We start from the raw sequence: 17,443 nt of genomic DNA on the forward strand, positions 1-17,443 counted from the left end.
GCATGACATGATGCAACACGCGCTCGTCAAATCCTTCGCACCGCCTGTCCGGCTCGACCATGACGGCCGTTCGGAAAACCCGGTCATTGATGCCCGCAACATCGCCGTCGATTTCAAGGTCGAACACGGCATGATCGAAGCCGTCAAGGACATCTCCTTCCAGCTCTATCGCGGCGAGACGATCGCCATTGTCGGCGAGTCGGGATCGGGCAAGTCGGTGACGGCGCGCACCGTCATGGGACTGTTGTCGAAGCGCGCAGTCGTGTCGCCGAAATCGACTGTCGAATACAACGGGGCGAACATCCTGAAATTTTCCGAGCGTGCGCGGCGCAAACTGCGCGGCGACCGCATCTCGATGATCTTTCAGGAGCCGATGAGTTCGCTTAACCCGATCTACACGATCGGCAGCCAGATCGTCGAGGCGATACGGGTGCATCGCAAGATGAGCCGCAGACAGGCCGAAGCAAGAGCGCTCGAGCTGCTGCGGCAGGTGCAAATCCCTGAACCCCAGGCGCGGCTGAAACAATACCCGCACCAGCTTTCCGGCGGCCAACGCCAGCGTGTGATGATCGCCATGGCGCTGGCCAACGATCCCGATGTGCTGATCGCCGATGAGCCGACGACGGCGCTCGACGTCACGGTTCAGGCGCAGATCCTCAATCTCATCCGAAACCTGCAGAAGAAACTGCGCATGGCAGTGATCCTGATCACGCACGACCTGACCGTGGTGCGGCAGTTCTCCGACTATGTCTACGTCATGCAGCATGGGGAGATGCGCGAGCACAATGTGACGGAGAAGCTGTTCGCCAATCCGCAGCATCCCTACACCTGTCACCTGCTTGCCTCCGAGCCGCGCGGCCAGGCAAATCCGTTGCCGGAAGGCGCCGACGTTATTCTTGAAGCTAGGAATGTGCGCGTCTCCTTCATGCTGCGGCATGGCACGTTCATGAGGCCGGACCTGCGCGAACTCGTCGCCGTCGACAGCCTCAGCCTGACCCTTCGGCGGCACGAGACGCTGGGTCTCGTTGGCGAATCCGGATCGGGCAAGACCACCTTCGGCGAGGCGTTGCTCAGGCTCAACACCACGGACAGCGGCGAGATCTATTTCGATGGCCAGCCGATCCATGGCTGTTCGCGCGCGCAGATGCGGCCGTTGCGGTCGCGCATGCAGGTCGTCTTCCAGGATCCGTTCTCGTCGCTCAACCCGCGCATGACGATCGGCCAGATCATCGAGGAAGGGCTGGTCGTCAACCGCATCGGCACCACCAGGAACGATCGGATCGAGCGCGTGCGCGAGGCGCTGATCAGCGCCGGCATGCCCGGCGATATCCTCTCGCGCTTCCCGCACGAGTTTTCCGGCGGCCAGCGCCAGCGTATTGCGATTGCCCGCGCCGTCGCGCTCGAACCGGAATTCATCGTACTCGACGAGCCGACATCGGCGTTGGATCTCTCGGTCCAGGCGCAGATCATCGAATTGCTGCGCAAACTGCAGCGCGAACGGGGCCTGAGCTACATCTTCATCTCGCACGACCTCAAGGTCGTGCGGGCGCTGTGCCATCGCGTCATCGTCATGCAGCACGGCAAGATCGTCGAAGAGGGGCCGGTTGACGAAGTCCTGTCCCATCCCAAGACCGCTTACACCGAACGGCTGGTCAAAGCCGCTTTCGAGGTAGCCTAATTGCTTATGCTGGAGGTTGTTGTGGCAAGAAATCCCAAGGTCGCTTTCATCGGAGCTGGCTCGACGGTGTTCATGAGGAACATCGTCGGCGACATATTGCAGCGTCCGGCTTTATCCGGCTCGACGATCGCGCTGATGGACATCAATCCGCAACGGCTCGAGGAAAGCGCAATCGTCGTCGGCAAGCTGATCTCGACGCTTGGCGTAAAGGCCAAAGCCGAGACCTATTCGGACCAGCGCAAGGCGCTGGCGGGCGCCGATTTCGTCGTCGTCGCCTTCCAGATCGGCGGCTACGAGCCCTGCACGGTAACTGATTTCGAAGTTCCGAAGAAATACGGGCTGCGCCAGACCATCGCCGATACGCTCGGTGTCGGCGGTATCATGCGAGGGTTGAGAACCGTGCCGCATCTCTGGAAGATCTGCGAGGATATGCTCGCGGTCTGCCCGCAGGCGATCATGCTGCAATATGTCAACCCGATGGCGATCAACACCTGGGCGATCGCGGAGAAATACCCCGACATCAAGCAGGTCGGCCTCTGCCATTCGGTGCAAGGCACGGCGATGGAACTGGCGCATGATCTCGACATTCCCTACGAGGAGATTCGCTACCGCTCGGCCGGCATCAATCACATGGCCTTCTACCTGAAGTTCGAGCATCGCCAGCCGGACGGCTCCTACCGCAATCTCTATCCGGATCTGCTGCGCGCCTACAGCGAAGGGCGGGCGCCGAAGCCTGGATGGAATCCGCGCTGCCCGAACAAGGTGCGCTACGAGATGCTGAAGCGCCTCGGTTACTTCGTCACCGAGAGCTCCGAACATTTCGCGGAATACACGCCCTATTTCATCAAGGACGGGCGCGAGGATCTGATCGAGAAATTCGGTATCCCGCTCGACGAATACCCGAAGCGCTGCATCGAGCAGATCGAACGCTGGAAGGGGCAAGCGGAAGCCTATCGCTCGGCTGACAAGATCGAAGTGGAGCAGTCGAAGGAATATGCGTCCTCGATCATGAACTCGGTCTGGACCGGCGAGCCGTCGGTGATCTACGGCAACGTCCGCAACAATGGCTGCATCACGTCATTGCCATATAATTGCGCGGCCGAGGTGCCGTGCCTCGTCGACGCCTCCGGCATTCAACCCACGTTCATCGGCGACCTGCCGGTGCAGCTCACCGCGCTGATCCGCACCAATATCAACGTCCAGGAGCTGACGGTCCAGGCGCTGATGACCGAGAACCGCGAGCACATCTATCACGCGGCGATGATGGACCCGCACACGGCGGCCGAGCTCGACCTCGACCAGATATGGTCGCTGGTCGATGATTTGCTGGTTGCGCATGGCGATTGGCTGCCGGCCTGGGCGCGTGGAGCGCGCAGCGTTCGGGCGGCCTGAGGCGCAGGGCTGTCTATTTCACTCACCTATGCCGACCATAGGGCCGGCTTTGAAAGCGGAGCGGCGTTGCCGGCAGATGTTTCGAAATCAAAGAGCTTCTGCGTTACGAGAGCAGCCGCTCCCCTTGCCCAGGAATTGTCCTCCCAGTCCAGCAGCATTGGTGGTGCCGCGCGAAAGGTATTTTTCCCAAGCGTCAGCCGCATTGGGCCAAACAGCGCATCGCCAAACGACACGGCTTCACCGCCGACGACAATGACCTCCGGGTCGGTGATGTTGACAAGGTTGGCGAGATGCCGGCCGATGCCATGTCCGGCTTCTTCGAGAATGGCGACGGCTCGCGGTTCGCGGTCTGCCAAAGCTGCCATAAGGGTGGCTTTGCAATGCGCTTCGTCGTGGCCTGTGGCTTCGCGCCAGGTGCGCAGGATCGCCGGCTCGGCGTAATAGGCCATCAGGCAGCCGCGTTTTCCGCACTCGCAAAGGCGGCCGTTCTCCTCATAAGAGCTGTGGCCGAACTTGCCGGCGGCACCGTTCGCGCCGCGATAGAGTTTGCCATCGAAGACGAGCGAGCAGCCGATTCCGACGCCGATCGCCAGCACAGCCATATTGCGGTGCTGGCGTCCGAGGCCGAAGAGTTGCTGGGCAATGGCATAGGCATTGGTGTCGTCCTCAAGCCACACGGGGACGTCTACCAGTTCGGCCAGCATCGGGCCAAGGGGAACGTTGTCCCAGTTGTAGCGATTGCTGCGGATACACACAGCCTTCTGGTTGTCTATGACGCCAGGCATTGAAATGCCGATCCCGGCAAGCTTGGCAGCGGGCCGATCGACAATGGAAATCAGCTCCGGTACCGCCTTGGCCAAGGTCGCTATGATATGGTCGGGATCGCTGTCCGAGAGCTTGACGCGCAGAGAGCCCAGCGGATTGGTCGCAAGATCGGTGACCACGCATTCGACCGATCCGACCATCAGCTTGAAACCTATGGCAAGGCCGTTGGCATAGTTGATATCCACCGGGATAGGGCGGCGCCCAGCCGAGCCCACGACTGTCTTGCCTTCGATCAGCAGGCCATCCTCGATGAGGTCGGCCACGACGAAGGTGACCGCTGCCGGACTAAGGCCGGTAACGGACGCTATGTCGGCCCGGCTGCGCGCTCCTTCCTGCCGCAAGAGATTGAGGATCAGTCTGCGGTTCATCGCCCGAGTCGTGCTCGGGTCACCCTTGAGCTTCACGGATCTTCTTTCTTAATTTTGTAAATTAATTATTGCCTCTCGAGAAAACATATGCGTAAGTTTGCCCGACTGTTCAACACCCGAACCGGGGGTCAGCGAAATTAATCCGGTTAGCAATGTCACCGCGCTCTGAAGGAGCGGGCAAGCATATTCCCTTGCCCGGGAGGTGAGGCGTGCCGTTGAGAAGAACAACCGCGCCGGCCGGTGTGCCAGTAGAGAATTGACAACACGGGAGGAGTAACAATGACGTTCAAGTGGATTGAAAAGCCGTCGACGCGGCGCAATTTCCTGAAGGGAGCTGGGGGCATTTCCGCTGGAGCCCTCGCGGGCTTCCCGATGCCGGCACTCAGCCAGTCGAGCGAAGTCACCATCATTTCAGACGAAAACAATGCCGATGCCCTGCGGATCTTGCGGCGCATCGCGGCCGAGTTCGAGAAGCAGTCCGGCACCAAGGTTGTGATCAACAACATGGATCACGAGGCCCACAAGACCGCGATCCGCAACTACCTTGTCGCCGGCGCGCCGGATGTCTGCTTCTGGTTCTCCGGAAACCGCATGCGTGCCTTCGTCACCCGCGGCCTGTTCGACGACATTTCGGATCTGTTCGAGAAGGAAAAGTACAAGGACGTGCTGGGTGCCACGACCGGTGCCGTCACGGTCGACGGCAAGCAGTATGGACTGCCGACCGGCGGCACGATGTGGGGCATGTTCTATCGCAAGGACGTCTTTGCCGAGCACGGACTTACGGCACCGGCGACCTGGGACGAATTCCTGGCTTACGGCCAGAAGTCCAAGACCGCAGGCCTAATCCCCGTCAGCATCGGCACCAAGGAACTCTGGCCGGCGGCCGGATGGTTCGACCAGATGAACCTTCGGATCAACGGTCTCGACAAGCACTTTGCCTTGATGAACGGCAAGATGGCTTACACCGACCCGGCGCTGACGCCTGTTTTCGACCACTGGGAAGAGCTTATCAAGCAGGGTTTCTTCACCCCGGATCAAACGTCGTTCGGCTGGCAGGAGGCCGGCGCCTTCCTCGCCCAGAAGAAGGCCGGCATGATGAACCTCGGTGCCTTCGTGAAGGCTACTTTCCCTGAGCAGGATCTCGAGCAGCTGACATTCGCGCCTTTCCCGAAGATTGACGGCGCCCTCGACCGCTACGAAGAATTCTCGGTCAATTCGGTCCACATCCCGGCCAACGCCAAGAACAAGGCGGGTGCCCGCGAGTTCCTCGCCTTCTTCTACCAGCCGGAAAATTTCGGCCTCTATCTGGAACCTGGCGGCAACGTTCCGCCGCGCAACGACCTTCCAGCCAGCAAGGACCCGCTGGTCAACGCGGCTGTGGAAAGCCTGAAGACGGTGGCCGGCACGTCGCAATATTACGACCGCGATACCGATCCCGACATGGCCCAGGCCGGCCTGGTGGGCTTCCAGGAATTCATGGCCAAGCCGGAGCGCCGGGACGCCATTCTTCAGCGTCTCGAGGGAACCCGTCGCCGGATCTTCAAGATCTAGCGCCTCCCAGCGGAGGGGAGCGGGGTTCGTGGCCCGCTCCCCGATGCTTTCCCTGAATGAGGTCCCCCAAAATGACGAAGCTTTGGCGCCGCCATCGCTGGTGGTTGACACCGACACTTCTGATCCTGCCAGCCGCTGTGCTGTTTTCCGTCGTCATTCTGGCCTCTGCGGTCGAGAGCCTATGGATCAGCCTGCACGAATGGGACGGATTCAGCCCGATGGTCTGGATCGGCCTTGGCAACTACCGCGAATTGTTCGCCGACCCACAGTTCTATGTTTCGCTGAAGAACAATCTGATCTGGTTGGTGATGTTCATGCTGGCGCCGCCGCTCGGCCTCGCCATCGCGCTGCTCGTCAACCAGAAAATCCGCGGCATGCGCCTCCTCAAATCGCTGTTCTTCATTCCGCTGGTGCTGGCTTCGGTTGCCGTCGGCGTTGTCTTCACCTGGGTCTATACGCCAGAATTCGGACTTCTCGCCCTGATCTTCCGCACCTTCGGCGCGACCGCCCCGGCAGTGCTGTCGGATGAAAATTTCGTCACCTTCGCCGTCGTGATCGCAGCGTTATGGCCGCAGATAGCCTTCTGCATGGTGCTCTATCTCGCCGGCCTCAACAATCTCAGCGAGGACCTGATCGGCGCCGGGCGGGTCGACGGCGCCAGGGGCTGGAACATGCTGCGCCACATCGTGTTACCGCAGCTGACGCAGGTCACCTTTATCGCCATCGCCGTCACCGTCGTCGGCGCACTGCGTTCCTTCGACATGGTCTCGGTGATGACCAGCGGCGGTCCCTTCGGTTCGTCCGAGGTGCTTGCCTATCAGATGTTCGAGCAGTCCATCTTTTCCTACCGCTTCGGCTATGGTGCGGCCATTGCCTCGGTGCTGTTCGTGATCATGGCGGTCTTCATCGCCTGGTACCTGACGCGGATGATCCGCGCCGATGAAAGAGGCGGCTGATGTTTCCCCGCCCGATTCCCGAAACTGCTATTTGGCAGCGTGGCCTCTATGTCGTGCTGGTGGTCGGCATCCTGATTGTCTGGCTGGCGCCGCTCTTTGCCATCATTCTTACCTCGTTCCGCTCTACGCAGGATGTCATGGGCGGCAATCTGTGGGGCTGGCCGACCCAATTCGGCCTGGTCGAAAACTACACGGCGGTCTTCACCCAGACGCCGATGGCCCGCTACTTCCTCAACAGCCTGACGATCACCATCCCCTCGGTGATCGGCGTTCTCATCTTGAGCACGCTCGCCGGTTTCGTGCTCGCCCGCTACCGGTTTCGCAGCAATATGCTCGTCTTCGCCCTGTTCGTCGGCGGAAATTTCCTGCCGCACCAGATCATGATGATCCCGGTGCGCGATCTCATGGTGCGGCTCAACCTCTACGACACGATGTCGGCCCTGATCATCTTCCACATCGCCTTCCAGACCGGGTTTGCGACACTGTTCATGCGCAACTTCATCGCCGCCTTGCCGGGAGAACTGTTTCAGGCCGCCAGGGCCGAGGGCGCGACACCGTTTCAGACATTGGTACATGTCGTGGTGCCGCTGGTGCGGCCCGCTCTTGCGGCGCTGGCGATCCTGCTCTTCACCTTCATCTGGAACGATTATTTCTGGGCGGTCGTGCTCACCATCAGCGATACCGTCAAACCGGTAACCGCCGGCCTCGCCAACCTGCGCGGCGAATGGGTCTCGGCCTGGAACCTGATCTCGGCTGGCACCATCGTCGTGGCTTTGCCGCCGGTTGCCATGTTCTTCCTAATGCAGAAGCACTTCATCACCGGCCTCACCATGGGAGCGGTCAAGGGATGAGCGACCATGGCTTCAAGGCGTCGCCCACCCGATCCGAAACTCATTTCGCAAGCAGGGCTCCATGACCAGTCTTGAACTCCGGCAGATACAAAAGAATTATGGCAGCTACCACGCGCTGCGCGGCATCGATCTCAGCGTCGAACAGGGCGAGTTCATTGTCACCGTCGGGCCGTCCGGTTGTGGCAAGTCAACGCTGTTGAAGATCATTGCCGGGCTTGAAACCGTCTCGACCGGTGAGATCCTCATCAACGACCGCGATGTCACCACCACCGAGCCGGGTGAGCGCGGCATTGCCATGGTCTTCCAGTCCTATGCGCTTTACCCGCATATGACGGTCGCCGAGAACATGGGTTTCGGCCTGCGCATGGCGCATCGCCCCAAGGCCGAGATCGATGCCGCCGTGCTGCGAGCCGCCAAGATCCTTCGCATTACCGACCAGCTCGACAAGCGGCCGAAACAGCTTTCCGGCGGCCAGCGTCAGCGTGTGGCCATCGGCCGTGCGATAACCCGCTCGCCCGACGTGTTCCTGTTCGACGAACCGCTATCCAACCTCGACGCAGCGCTGCGCACGCAGATGCGCGTCGAGCTTTCCGATCTGCACGCCAGGCTCGGCGCCACCATGGTCTATGTCACGCACGACCAGACCGAGGCGATGACAATGGCGAGCCGTATCGTCGTGCTCAATCGCGGCTCGGTCGAGCAGGTGGGCGCTCCGCTCGAACTCTACCGCAATCCGGCCAATCTCTTCGTCGCGGGCTTCCTCGGCGCACCCCGAATGAATTTTTTCGAAGTGACCGTCGCCGCTGTCTCCGGCGGCGCCGCTACGCTGTCGACCGCCGGTCTTTCTCCTTTGACTGTCGAACTGACGGAAGCGGCATCCGTACAGGTCGGCGATAGGGTGACGATGGGGATTCGGCCGGAGAGCATCAGCTTGGCCGCGGAAGGGACAGCGAGTTTTGCCGCACGGGTGCGGCTGGTCGAGCATCTCGGCCGCGAGACCATCCTCTATGCCGACGCCGGCCCGCTGCAATGCGTCAGTTCTGAAAGCGGCAGCGGCAACGTCACCGTCCAGATCGGCCATGCGAGTGCCGTCGCTGCCGACGCGACCGTCGGCTTTAAGGTCGAGCCGCGTGACGTCTATCTCTTTTCCTCTGTCGATGAGCGGACAATCAGTGCCCGCAAATCCACCATCACCGACTGATCTTCAGGAGTATCCTTCGTGAACAAGACTTCAAGAGGCCGCGCCGTGTCGGTCTGGCGCACGATCCAGACCGACCGCTTTCTGGTCGGCGCGCCGCACTACCCCGAACATGTGGACGAGAGTTACTGGGACAACGACGCCCGGCGCATGGCCGAGGCCGGCTTCAACGTCGCCCGCCTCGGCGAATTCGCCTGGCACATTTTCGAACCGCGTGAAGGCACCTTCGATTTCGGCCTGTTCGACCGGGCAGTCGAGGGGCTGGCGCGTCACGGCGTCAACACGATCCTGTGCACGCCGACCGCCACTCCGCCGCGCTGGCTGACCGCAAAGCATCCGGAAATCCTGCGGCTTGATGGAAATGGCCGGTCGATGGGCCACGGCTCGCGCCAGTATGCCGACACCAGCAGCCCGGTGTTTCGCGACTATAGCCGCAAGATTACCAGGGCGATGGCGGACCACTACCGCGACAATGCAAATGTCATAGGCTGGCAGACCGACAACGAACTCAACACCAGCATGCCGGAATCCTATTCGCCGTCGGCGTTGAAGGAATTCCAGGCTTATCTCCAGGAAACCTACCAGACGATAGACAGGCTGAATTTCGCCTGGGGTGGCGACTTCTGGGCGACGGCTTACGGCGATTTCGGCGAAATTGTCTTCCCGCTGGATTTTTCCCCGTCCTTTCCCGGTCCCGGTCACCTCCAGGACTACCACCGTTTTCTCGCCTTTTCGACAGCACGGTTCCAGCACGACCAGGTCGAGATCCTGAGAAAAGCGAATGCCAGTTGGTTCATTTTCCACAATCTCGGCGGATTGCGTGACATCGACTTTCGCGGCCAATTCTCCACCGATCTCGACTTCGTCGGCTACGACATCTATCCGTTCCTCTATGACGAGTTCTTTCGCCTCGGCAATCACGCCAAGATCCAGGCGCTGCATCTCGACATCTGCAGGGGATTTTCCGGCAACTACATAGTGCCGGAACAACAGTCGGGTTTTGGCGCCCAGCCGGGCTTCTGCACGCTGACGCCGGAGCCGGGCGAAATGCGACGCATGGCGATGTCGTCGGTTGCGCGTGGCGCCGATGGGGTCATGTTCTTCCGCTGGCGTCCCGCACATTTCGGCGCCGAGATATACTGGATGGGCATCATCGATCACGATGATGTCGCTCGCCGCCGCTATGACGAAGCCAGGCAGTTCGCCACCGAGATGACGGCGCTTAAAGACAAGATCCTGGGCACCCATGTGCGGATGGATGTCGGCATCGCCGGCTCGGACTTCGACAATCAGGAAGCCCACAAGACCTTCCCCATCGGCCTGCCAAGTCCGCAGGATGATGCAATCTTGCTGCATCAGTATTGCTATGACCGCGGCATCGCCTGCGGCTTCATCCACCCGGAAGACGATCTGTCGAGGCTCAAGGTGTTCTACGTGCCGCATTGGGTGATCTGGAAGGACAGCTGGACCGAGCGGCTGCAAGTCTTTGCCGAAAATGGCGGTACCGTCATCATCGGCGCGCGCACGGGAACCCGCGACGAAAACAACCACGTCATCCGCGAGACAGCGCCGGGCCAGTCGCTGTCGAAGCTGACCGGCGTTCGCGTCGAGGATTTCGGGCGGCTGGCGGCACCTGGGGCCAATGGCCTGTTCAATACCATGTCGCGCTCCGGCGGGCTCGTCATTCCTCCCGACAGGCCGGCCGAATCCAGCCGCCGTATCCGTCGTTTTACCGTCGGAAACCACGAGTTCGATGCCGGTTATTTCTACGAGAACCTCGCAGTCGAACCGGAAGTCGAAATTGTAGGGGTTTGGTCGAACCGCTACGCGGCGGGAACGCCTGCAATTACCTCCCGCGCCGTGGGCAAGGGCCGTGTGCTCTATGTCGGCACTTATCTAACCCCGGAGCTGACAGCTCAACTCGCTACGCGCACTTTCGTGGATGCGAATGTGGAGCCTCTGGTTCCGGATCTGCCGGACGGCGTCGAGGTCACGATGCGCGAGAATGACGAACGCCGGCTGCTGTTCGTGCAAAACATCAAAGACACGCCCGTTGCGGTAACCGGCGTTCCCTTCGGCAGCAACCTGCTCGATAGCGAAGGACCTGTCTCCGGAGTGTTGACGCTGGACGGCTATGGCTGCGCTGTCCTCGAATTGATCTGAGCATTGTCGCGGACGTTAGCGATACGAAACCTGAGTACTCTTTGATCCTGGAATTCGACCGCCATCGGCAGCACGCCGGCATCGGTCCATATCGAACCGGCGCTTTGACGTGCGCAAGGCTCCGCCAGCACACTGCTGTTGCTCGCATTCAATGACGGCAGTTACAGTAGCCGAGCGACCATCGGAGCCGATGGCGGGTTTCGTTTCATCTTTGTGAGCGCCGTGAATTTCGAGATTCCCGTCCGTACCGAAAGCTTTCGTACCCGGATCGCCGATTTCGTCGAGCGCGAAATCCTGCCGCTCGAGGCAGATAAGGCGTCCTACGACGGCCATGGCAACATCGCGCTGCCGCTGCTCGAAACGCTGCGGGGCAAGGCGAAGGCAGCCGGCCTGTGGTGCCTGCAGCTGAAACCCGAGACCGGCGGGGTCGGCCTTTCCAAGGTGGATATGGCCGTCTGCTATGAAGCGATGAACCGCTCGATCTTCGGTCCGGTCGTGTTCAATTCCGCGGCCCCCGACGATGGCAATATGATGATGCTGGAACGGTTGGGAACGCCGGAGCAGAAGCAAAGATGGCTGAAGCCGATCGTCGAGGCCAAGGTGCGTTCGGCTTTCGCAATGACGGAACCGCATCCGGGCGGCGGCTCCGACCCGTCGATGATCATGACCAGAGCCGAACGGCGCGGCGACAGATACGTCGTCAAAGGCCGCAAATGGTTCATCACCGGCGCGCAAGAGGCGAGCCACTTCATTCTCATAGCGCGCACTTCGGACGATCCGCGTCACGGCCTTTCGGCCTTGCTGTTCCACAAGGACCAGCCGGGCTGGCGGATCCTGCGGCGCATCGGGATCATGGGACCGGAAGAACATGGCGGCCATTGCGAGCTGGAATTCGACGGTCTTGAAGTCCCGGTCGAGGATGTGCTTGCCGGCGAAGGCAGCGGCCTCATGGTTACACAGGTCCGGCTCGGTCCGGCGCGGCTCACCCATTGCATGCGTTGGCTCGGCCTTGCCAAGCGCTGCATCGAGATCGCGCGCACCTATGCCGCCGAGCGTAGCGGTTTCGGGCAGCTTTTGGCCGACCGTGAGAGTATCCAGCTGATGCTCGGCGACCTTGCCATGCGCATCGAGATCGGGCGGCTGCTGGTGATGAAAGCGGCCTGGGAGCTCGATCGCGGCGGCTTTGCCCGCAAGGAGGTCTCCATGGCCAAGATCCAGGTCGCCAACGTGCTGCATGACGCCGCCGACGTGGCGATCCAGATCAACGGCGCCCGCGGCTATTCGAAAGACACTGTACTCGAATGGATCTACCGCTACGCCCGCCAGGCTCGCCTGGTCGACGGCGCCGACGAGGTCCACAAGATGGTGCTCAACCGCTTTCTCAACGAGGAAGGTGCGGGCTTCTGGCGCTGGCATGTCGAAGCCGGCAGACAAGACGAAACAGGTCGCGGCGGGAACCGCTGAGCTGGCAATGAGGATGGATTTCGATCCAGTACGCCTGGAGGATTTTCTGAGAGCGCATTTTGGCGATGGCCAAATGTCGCTTGAGCGGATCGTCGGCGGCCAATCCAACCCGACGTATTTCGTCGACTATGGCGGCCGCCGCATGGTTCTGCGCAAGAAACCTCCGGGACCGATCCTGCGCAGCGCTCATGCGGTCGATCGCGAGTACCGGGTGATCAAGGCGCTAGCGTCGACAAAGGTGCCGGTGCCGCGGCCGGTGCTCTATCACGACGGCGACGAGCCGCTCGGCACGCCGTTCTATCTGATGCAGCGGCTCGACGGCCGGGTGTTCCACGATGGCGCGTTGCCGGGACTGGCGCCGGACGAGCGGCGCGGCATCTATTTCGGCATGGCCGAGGCGCTGGCAAAGCTGCACGCAGTCCGGCCGGAAGAGGTTGGGCTCGGCGACTATGGCCGTCCCGGGAACTATTTTGAGCGACAGATCGCGCGCTGGACCAGACAGTTGCGGGAATCGCCGAGCGAGCGCATTGCCGCGCTCGAAGCCGTCGCCGAATGGCTGCCGCGACATCTTCCGCCAGATGACGGCCACGTTTCGATCGCGCATGGCGATTTCCGTCTCGGCAATCTCATCTTCAATCCCGAGCGGCCCGAGGTGATCGGCATACTCGACTGGGAGTTATCGACCCTCGGCCATCCGCTTGCTGATCTCGGCTTCTGCTCAATGCCCTGGCATTCCTCATCGGACGAATATGGCGGCATCCTCGGCCTTGATCAGGTAGCCCTCGGGATTCCGACACAGCGCGAATTCCTCGATCATTACTTCGCCCACGCCGTGCCGACGGCGCCGCTGCAGCGGTTCCATCTGGTGTTTGCCATGTTCCGCTTTGCCGTGATCTTCGTCGGCATCGCCGACCGCGTGCTGGCCGGCAGCGCGATTGCGGCCGATGCGGCCGACATGGCACCGCTGGCCGGCCGTTTTGCTGCACGCGCCATGGAAGTCATCGACGGCGCGCGGCCCTGGTGACGCGAGGCTGGCAGTCGGCTGCGCGAGTTGCAGCGATACGCGTTCAGTTCATGCGAACTTCCGGTTCGGCAAGCAGTGGAATCTCCAGGCCACGCCGCAAGCCGGTCGCCACGACCGACACCCTGAATTTTCCGGCGAGTGCCTTGTCGAAGATGGCGCCGACGATGATGTCGGCATCGTTGTCGACCTCCTCGCGGATGCGGGTAGCGGCTTCGTCGACCTCGAACAGCGTCATGTCCATGCCGCCCGATATCGAGACAAGGACGCCCTTGGCGCCCATCATCGAAGCTTCGTCGAGCAGCGGGTTGGCGATTGCCGCTTCCGCTGCCTTCTTGGCGCGGCCTTCTCCGGCGGCTTCGCCGGTTCCCATCATGGCGCGGCCCATGTCGCGCATCACCGACTTCACATCGGCGAAGTCGAGATTGATCAGGCCTTCCTTGACGATCAGATCGGTGATGCAGCCGACACCCGCATAGAGGACCCGGTCGGCCATGGCGAAGGCGTCGGCGAACGTGGTTCTGGCGTCGGCGATCCTGAACAGGTTCTGGTTGGGAATGACGATGACGGTATCGGCGCTTTCGCGCAGGCGCTCGATGCCCTCATCGGCAGCGTACATGCGGCGCCTGCCTTCGAAGACGAATGGCTTGGTGACGACGGCAACGGTCAGTATTCCAGCTGCCCGCGCTGCCTGCGCTATAACAGGCGCGGCACCGGTGCCGGTTCCGCCTCCCATGCCGGCGGTCACGAAGCACATGTGCGTTCCAGCAAGGTGATCCATGATCTCGTCGATGGATTCCACGGCCGCGGCACGGCCGACCTCGGGCAGGGACCCGGCGCCGAGACCTTCGGTGATATGAGCGCCCAACTGGATCAGCCTCGTTGCCTTCGACATGGCAAGGGCCTGGGCATCGGTGTTGGCGACGATGAATTCCGCGCCCTGCAGGCCTTCGGCGATCATGTTGTTGACGGCGTTGCCGCCGCCGCCGCCGACCCCGACGACGGTGATCTTGGGCCTCATCTCCGAGATTACCGGCCTCGTCGCGGTGTTCATTGCCGTTCTCCCTGGATACGCCGAGTGGTCGCTGGAAGCTTGTCCCGGGCGCACTGCGAAAACTCTGAACCGGGCAGTGCGAATCAGGACAGCCCAGAATGCAGGGAATCAGAGCGCGGAGCGGGCTGCAAGTGCGCGATGTGCCTCATAGGCGACTTGCGTCTGAAAGTTCACGCAATGCGCCTTGATACAGTGCAGATCATGGCGCGTGGCGCCGCACGCTACAACTTCGGCGCGAGGCACTGCGCGACATGGTCGGCAATCGTCAGGCAGGAGGTCAGGCCGGGGCTTTCGATGCCGAACAGGTTGACCAGGCTATCCACGCCGTGCACCGCCACGTCCTGGACGACGAAGTCGGCATTGGCCTCACCGGGACCGGACAGTTTTGGCCGGATGCCGCTGTAAGCGGGTTGCAGGCTGCCATCGGCCAGGTCCGGCCAGTATTTGCGGATCTCGCTGTAGAAGCGCTCGCCACGAGCCGGGTCGACGCGATAGTCGAGTTGATCGGTCCATTCGACGTCCGGCCCGAAGCGGGCGACGCCGTCGAGATCGAGTGTCAGATGAACACCGAGCCCGCCGGGTTCGGGCACCGGATAGATCAATCGCGAGAACGGCGCCCGGCCGGCCACCGAAAAATAATTGCCCTTGGCATAATGGAGCTTTGGCACGAATTGCTGATTGAGCCCTTCAAGCGAACCGGCAAGTGCTGCGGCGCCAAGCCCGGCGGCATTGACGAAACGCGGAGTGGCGATCTCGAAGCGCTCGCCGCCGGCAGCGTCCACCGTCTCGAGCACGACGCGGCCTGCTTCGATGCGGCCGGAGGCGATGCGCGTGTTGAGACTAAGTGCCGCCCCGTGCTCCTCGGCGTCGCCCAACAGGGCGAGCATCAGGGCATGGCTGTCGATGATCCCGGTGGCCGGCGACAGCAACGCCGCCGTACACTTAAGGCTGGGCTCCAGCGCATGCGCCTCGGCTTCGCTCAAAGGCACCAGGTCGCCGGCCCCGCAAGCGCGTGCATTGGCCCGGATTGAGGCGAGCACCGGCTCCTGTTCGGCACTTGTGGCAACGATGAGCTTGCCGCAGCGCGCGTGTGGGACCGCCCGCTCCTCGCAATAGCGATAGAGTCTTTCCCGGCCGGCCACGCAGAACCGGGCCTTCAGCGATCCAACCGGATAGTGGAGGCCGGCATGGATGACCTCGGAATTGCGCGAGCTTGTCCCGGTGCCGATAGCGCTCTCGGCTTCCAGGACCAGCGTACCGATGCCGCGCTGCGCCATCTCTCGCGCGATCGCCAGGCCAACAACGCCGGCGCCGGCGACAATGCAGTCGACATGGTCCACGGTTAGGTCAAGCCGAAGTTCTGCATGCGTCCATCCATCCGCTGGCCCTGCCGAAAGCGCTTGACACTATACCGTTCGAGAAAGATGCATCAAACGGCATAACGCACGGGGACCTGCCGAGCCGGACCGGCGGCAGGACTGTTCCGCGTGCAGCATCAGGAGCCGTCATGGACGCACGACCGAATTCACCCGAAGCCCGCGACATAAGCTTTCACATGCATGGCTATACGAATGCGCGCAAGCATCAGGAGTCGGGGCCGCTCGTCATCGAGAAGGGCGACGGCATCTATGTCGAGGACCTTGCCGGCAACCGCTATATCGAGGCGATGGCGGGGCTCTGGAGCGTCGCGGTCGGTTTTTCGGAGAAGCGGTTGGTCGATGCGGCAGTACGGCAAATGTCGAAGCTGCCTTACTATCATGATTTCGGCTCCAAATCGCATTCGCCGCTGATCGATCTTGCCGAGAGACTGGTGCAGATGGCGCCGGTGCCGATGAGCAAGGCGTATTTCACCAATTCCGGCTCCGAGGCCAACGATACGGCCATTAAGATGATCTGGTACCGGTCGAATGCGCTCGGCCAGCCGGCGCGCAAGAAGATCATCAGCCGCAAGAAGGGCTATCACGGCGTCACCATCGCCTCGGCGAGCCTGACTGGCCTGCCCAACAACCACATTTCGTTCGATCTGCCGATCGCCAATGTGCTGCACACCTCGACGCCGCACCATTGGCGCGAGGCGCTGCCGGGTGAAAGCGAAGAGCAGTTTTCGACGCGGCTCGCCGACGAGCTGGAAAAGCTGATCCTGGCCGAAGGACCGGAAACCATCGCCGCCTTCTTCGGCGAACCGATCATGGGCGCCGGCGGCGTCATCGTTCCGCCGGCCGGCTACTGGGAGAAGATACAGGCGGTCCTGTCGAAGTACGACATCCTGCTCGTCGCCGACGAGGTGATCTGCGGCTTTGGCCGAACAGGTGAGATGTTCGGCTCGCAGACCTTCGGCATCAGGCCCGACATCATGGTGTTGTCGAAACAGATCTCTTCGTCCTACCTGCCGATCTCAGCCCTGCTGATCAATGACAAGGTATTCGAGCCGATCGCCGACGAAAGCAACCGTATCGGCACCTTCGGCCACGGTTTCACCGGCGGCGGCCATCCTGTTGCGGCAGCGGTCGCGCTCGAGAACCTGAAGCTGATCGAGGAGCGCGACCTTGTCGGCAATGCGCGTGCGGTCGGCGCGCATTTGCAGAAGCGGCTGCGCACGCTCGCTTCGCACCCGCTTGTCGGCGAGGTGCGCGGCATCGGCCTGATTTCGGCGGTCGAACTGGTCGGCGACAAGGCGAACAAGGCGCCGTGGGGGAAGACCGGTGAACTGGGCGGGCTCGTCAACGGCTTCATGCAGCAGAACGGCGTCATCTCGCGCAATATGGGCGATGCGCTGGCTTTCTGCCCGCCGCTGATCATCACCGAGCCGCAGGTCGACCAGGTGATCGACGCGTTTGAACGGTCGCTCGAGGCTGCCGCCAAGAAGGTCCGATCGCAGAGCTGAATAGGCAAAGTCGATTTTGAAACCTGAAAACAAAAAAA

General features: G+C 61.7%; 13 protein-coding genes. 10 read left to right on the forward strand and 3 right to left on the reverse strand.

What is annotated here, in order from left to right; genetic code table 11:
• Positions 1-10 precede the first annotated feature (10 nt).
• Together NKI16_RS17945 and NKI16_RS17950 are read left to right on the forward strand one after the other, a co-directional pair.
• Entirely contained in the window at positions 11-1,678 is a 1,668-nt protein-coding gene (locus NKI16_RS17945; RefSeq protein ID WP_031211899.1) for an ABC transporter ATP-binding protein, read from the forward strand.
• Between the two features lie 21 nt (positions 1,679-1,699).
• On the forward strand, positions 1,700-3,070 hold the full coding sequence (locus NKI16_RS17950; RefSeq protein WP_031211901.1) for an alpha-glucosidase/alpha-galactosidase: 1,371 nt from the start codon (positions 1,700-1,702) through the stop codon (positions 3,068-3,070).
• Between the two features lie 26 nt (positions 3,071-3,096).
• Here NKI16_RS17950 and NKI16_RS17955 read toward each other — a convergent pair whose 3' ends face one another.
• A complete protein-coding gene (locus tag NKI16_RS17955) occupies positions 3,097-4,299 on the reverse strand; it encodes an ROK family transcriptional regulator (protein WP_023677180.1) in 1,203 nt (400 codons plus the stop codon).
• Positions 4,300-4,542: 243 nt separating this feature from the next.
• On the opposite strand from NKI16_RS17955, the gene NKI16_RS17960 reads away from it, so the two are divergent.
• The 7 genes from NKI16_RS17960 to NKI16_RS17990 all read left to right on the forward strand — a co-directional run bounded on the left by NKI16_RS17960 (position 4,543) and on the right by NKI16_RS17990 (position 13,470).
• Positions 4,543-5,814, forward strand: a complete 1,272-nt coding sequence (locus NKI16_RS17960) for an ABC transporter substrate-binding protein (RefSeq protein ID WP_023677181.1) — start codon at positions 4,543-4,545, stop codon at positions 5,812-5,814.
• Positions 5,815-5,885: 71 nt separating this feature from the next.
• Positions 5,886-6,770, forward strand: a complete 885-nt coding sequence (locus NKI16_RS17965) for a carbohydrate ABC transporter permease (RefSeq protein WP_023677182.1) — start codon at positions 5,886-5,888, stop codon at positions 6,768-6,770.
• Entirely contained in the window at positions 6,770-7,621 is an 852-nt protein-coding gene (locus tag NKI16_RS17970) for a carbohydrate ABC transporter permease (protein WP_352621439.1), read from the forward strand. The genes NKI16_RS17965 and NKI16_RS17970 overlap by 1 nt, the downstream gene beginning before the upstream one ends.
• 61 nt (positions 7,622-7,682) lie before the next feature.
• Positions 7,683-8,822: an ABC transporter ATP-binding protein gene (locus tag NKI16_RS17975; protein ID WP_023677185.1), complete on the forward strand. Its 1,140-nt coding sequence runs from the start codon at positions 7,683-7,685 to the stop codon at positions 8,820-8,822.
• Between the two features lie 18 nt (positions 8,823-8,840).
• A complete protein-coding gene (locus tag NKI16_RS17980; protein ID WP_031211903.1) occupies positions 8,841-10,982 on the forward strand; it encodes a beta-galactosidase in 2,142 nt (713 codons plus the stop codon).
• A 222-nt stretch (positions 10,983-11,204) separates the two neighbouring features.
• Positions 11,205-12,446 carry an acyl-CoA dehydrogenase family protein gene (locus NKI16_RS17985; protein ID WP_031211904.1) on the forward strand — a complete coding sequence of 414 codons (1,242 nt, stop codon included), beginning with the start codon at positions 11,205-11,207 and terminating at the stop codon, positions 12,444-12,446.
• Between the two features lie 7 nt (positions 12,447-12,453).
• Complete coding sequence (locus tag NKI16_RS17990; RefSeq protein WP_031211905.1) at positions 12,454-13,470, forward strand: phosphotransferase family protein; 1,017 nt, start codon at positions 12,454-12,456, stop codon at positions 13,468-13,470.
• 43 nt (positions 13,471-13,513) lie between these two features.
• On the opposite strand, the gene ftsZ is transcribed toward NKI16_RS17990, so the two are convergent.
• Both ftsZ and NKI16_RS18000 read right to left on the reverse strand, forming a co-directional pair.
• A complete protein-coding gene (gene ftsZ, locus NKI16_RS17995; RefSeq protein ID WP_023677189.1) occupies positions 13,514-14,521 on the reverse strand; it encodes a cell division protein FtsZ in 1,008 nt (335 codons plus the stop codon).
• Positions 14,522-14,742: 221 nt separating this feature from the next.
• Positions 14,743-15,861 (reverse strand): NAD(P)/FAD-dependent oxidoreductase, encoded by a 1,119-nt coding sequence (locus tag NKI16_RS18000; RefSeq protein WP_023677190.1) that lies wholly within the window; start codon positions 15,859-15,861, stop codon positions 14,743-14,745.
• Positions 15,862-16,028: 167 nt separating this feature from the next.
• On the opposite strand from NKI16_RS18000, the gene NKI16_RS18005 reads away from it, so the two are divergent.
• Positions 16,029-17,405 carry an aspartate aminotransferase family protein gene (locus tag NKI16_RS18005; RefSeq protein ID WP_031211906.1) on the forward strand — a complete coding sequence of 459 codons (1,377 nt, stop codon included), beginning with the start codon at positions 16,029-16,031 and terminating at the stop codon, positions 17,403-17,405.
• Positions 17,406-17,443: the final 38 nt, after the last annotated feature.

The sequence above is a fragment of the Mesorhizobium sp. M0698 genome (genome assembly GCF_040320455.1).
GTDB lineage: Bacteria > Pseudomonadota > Alphaproteobacteria > Rhizobiales > Rhizobiaceae > Mesorhizobium.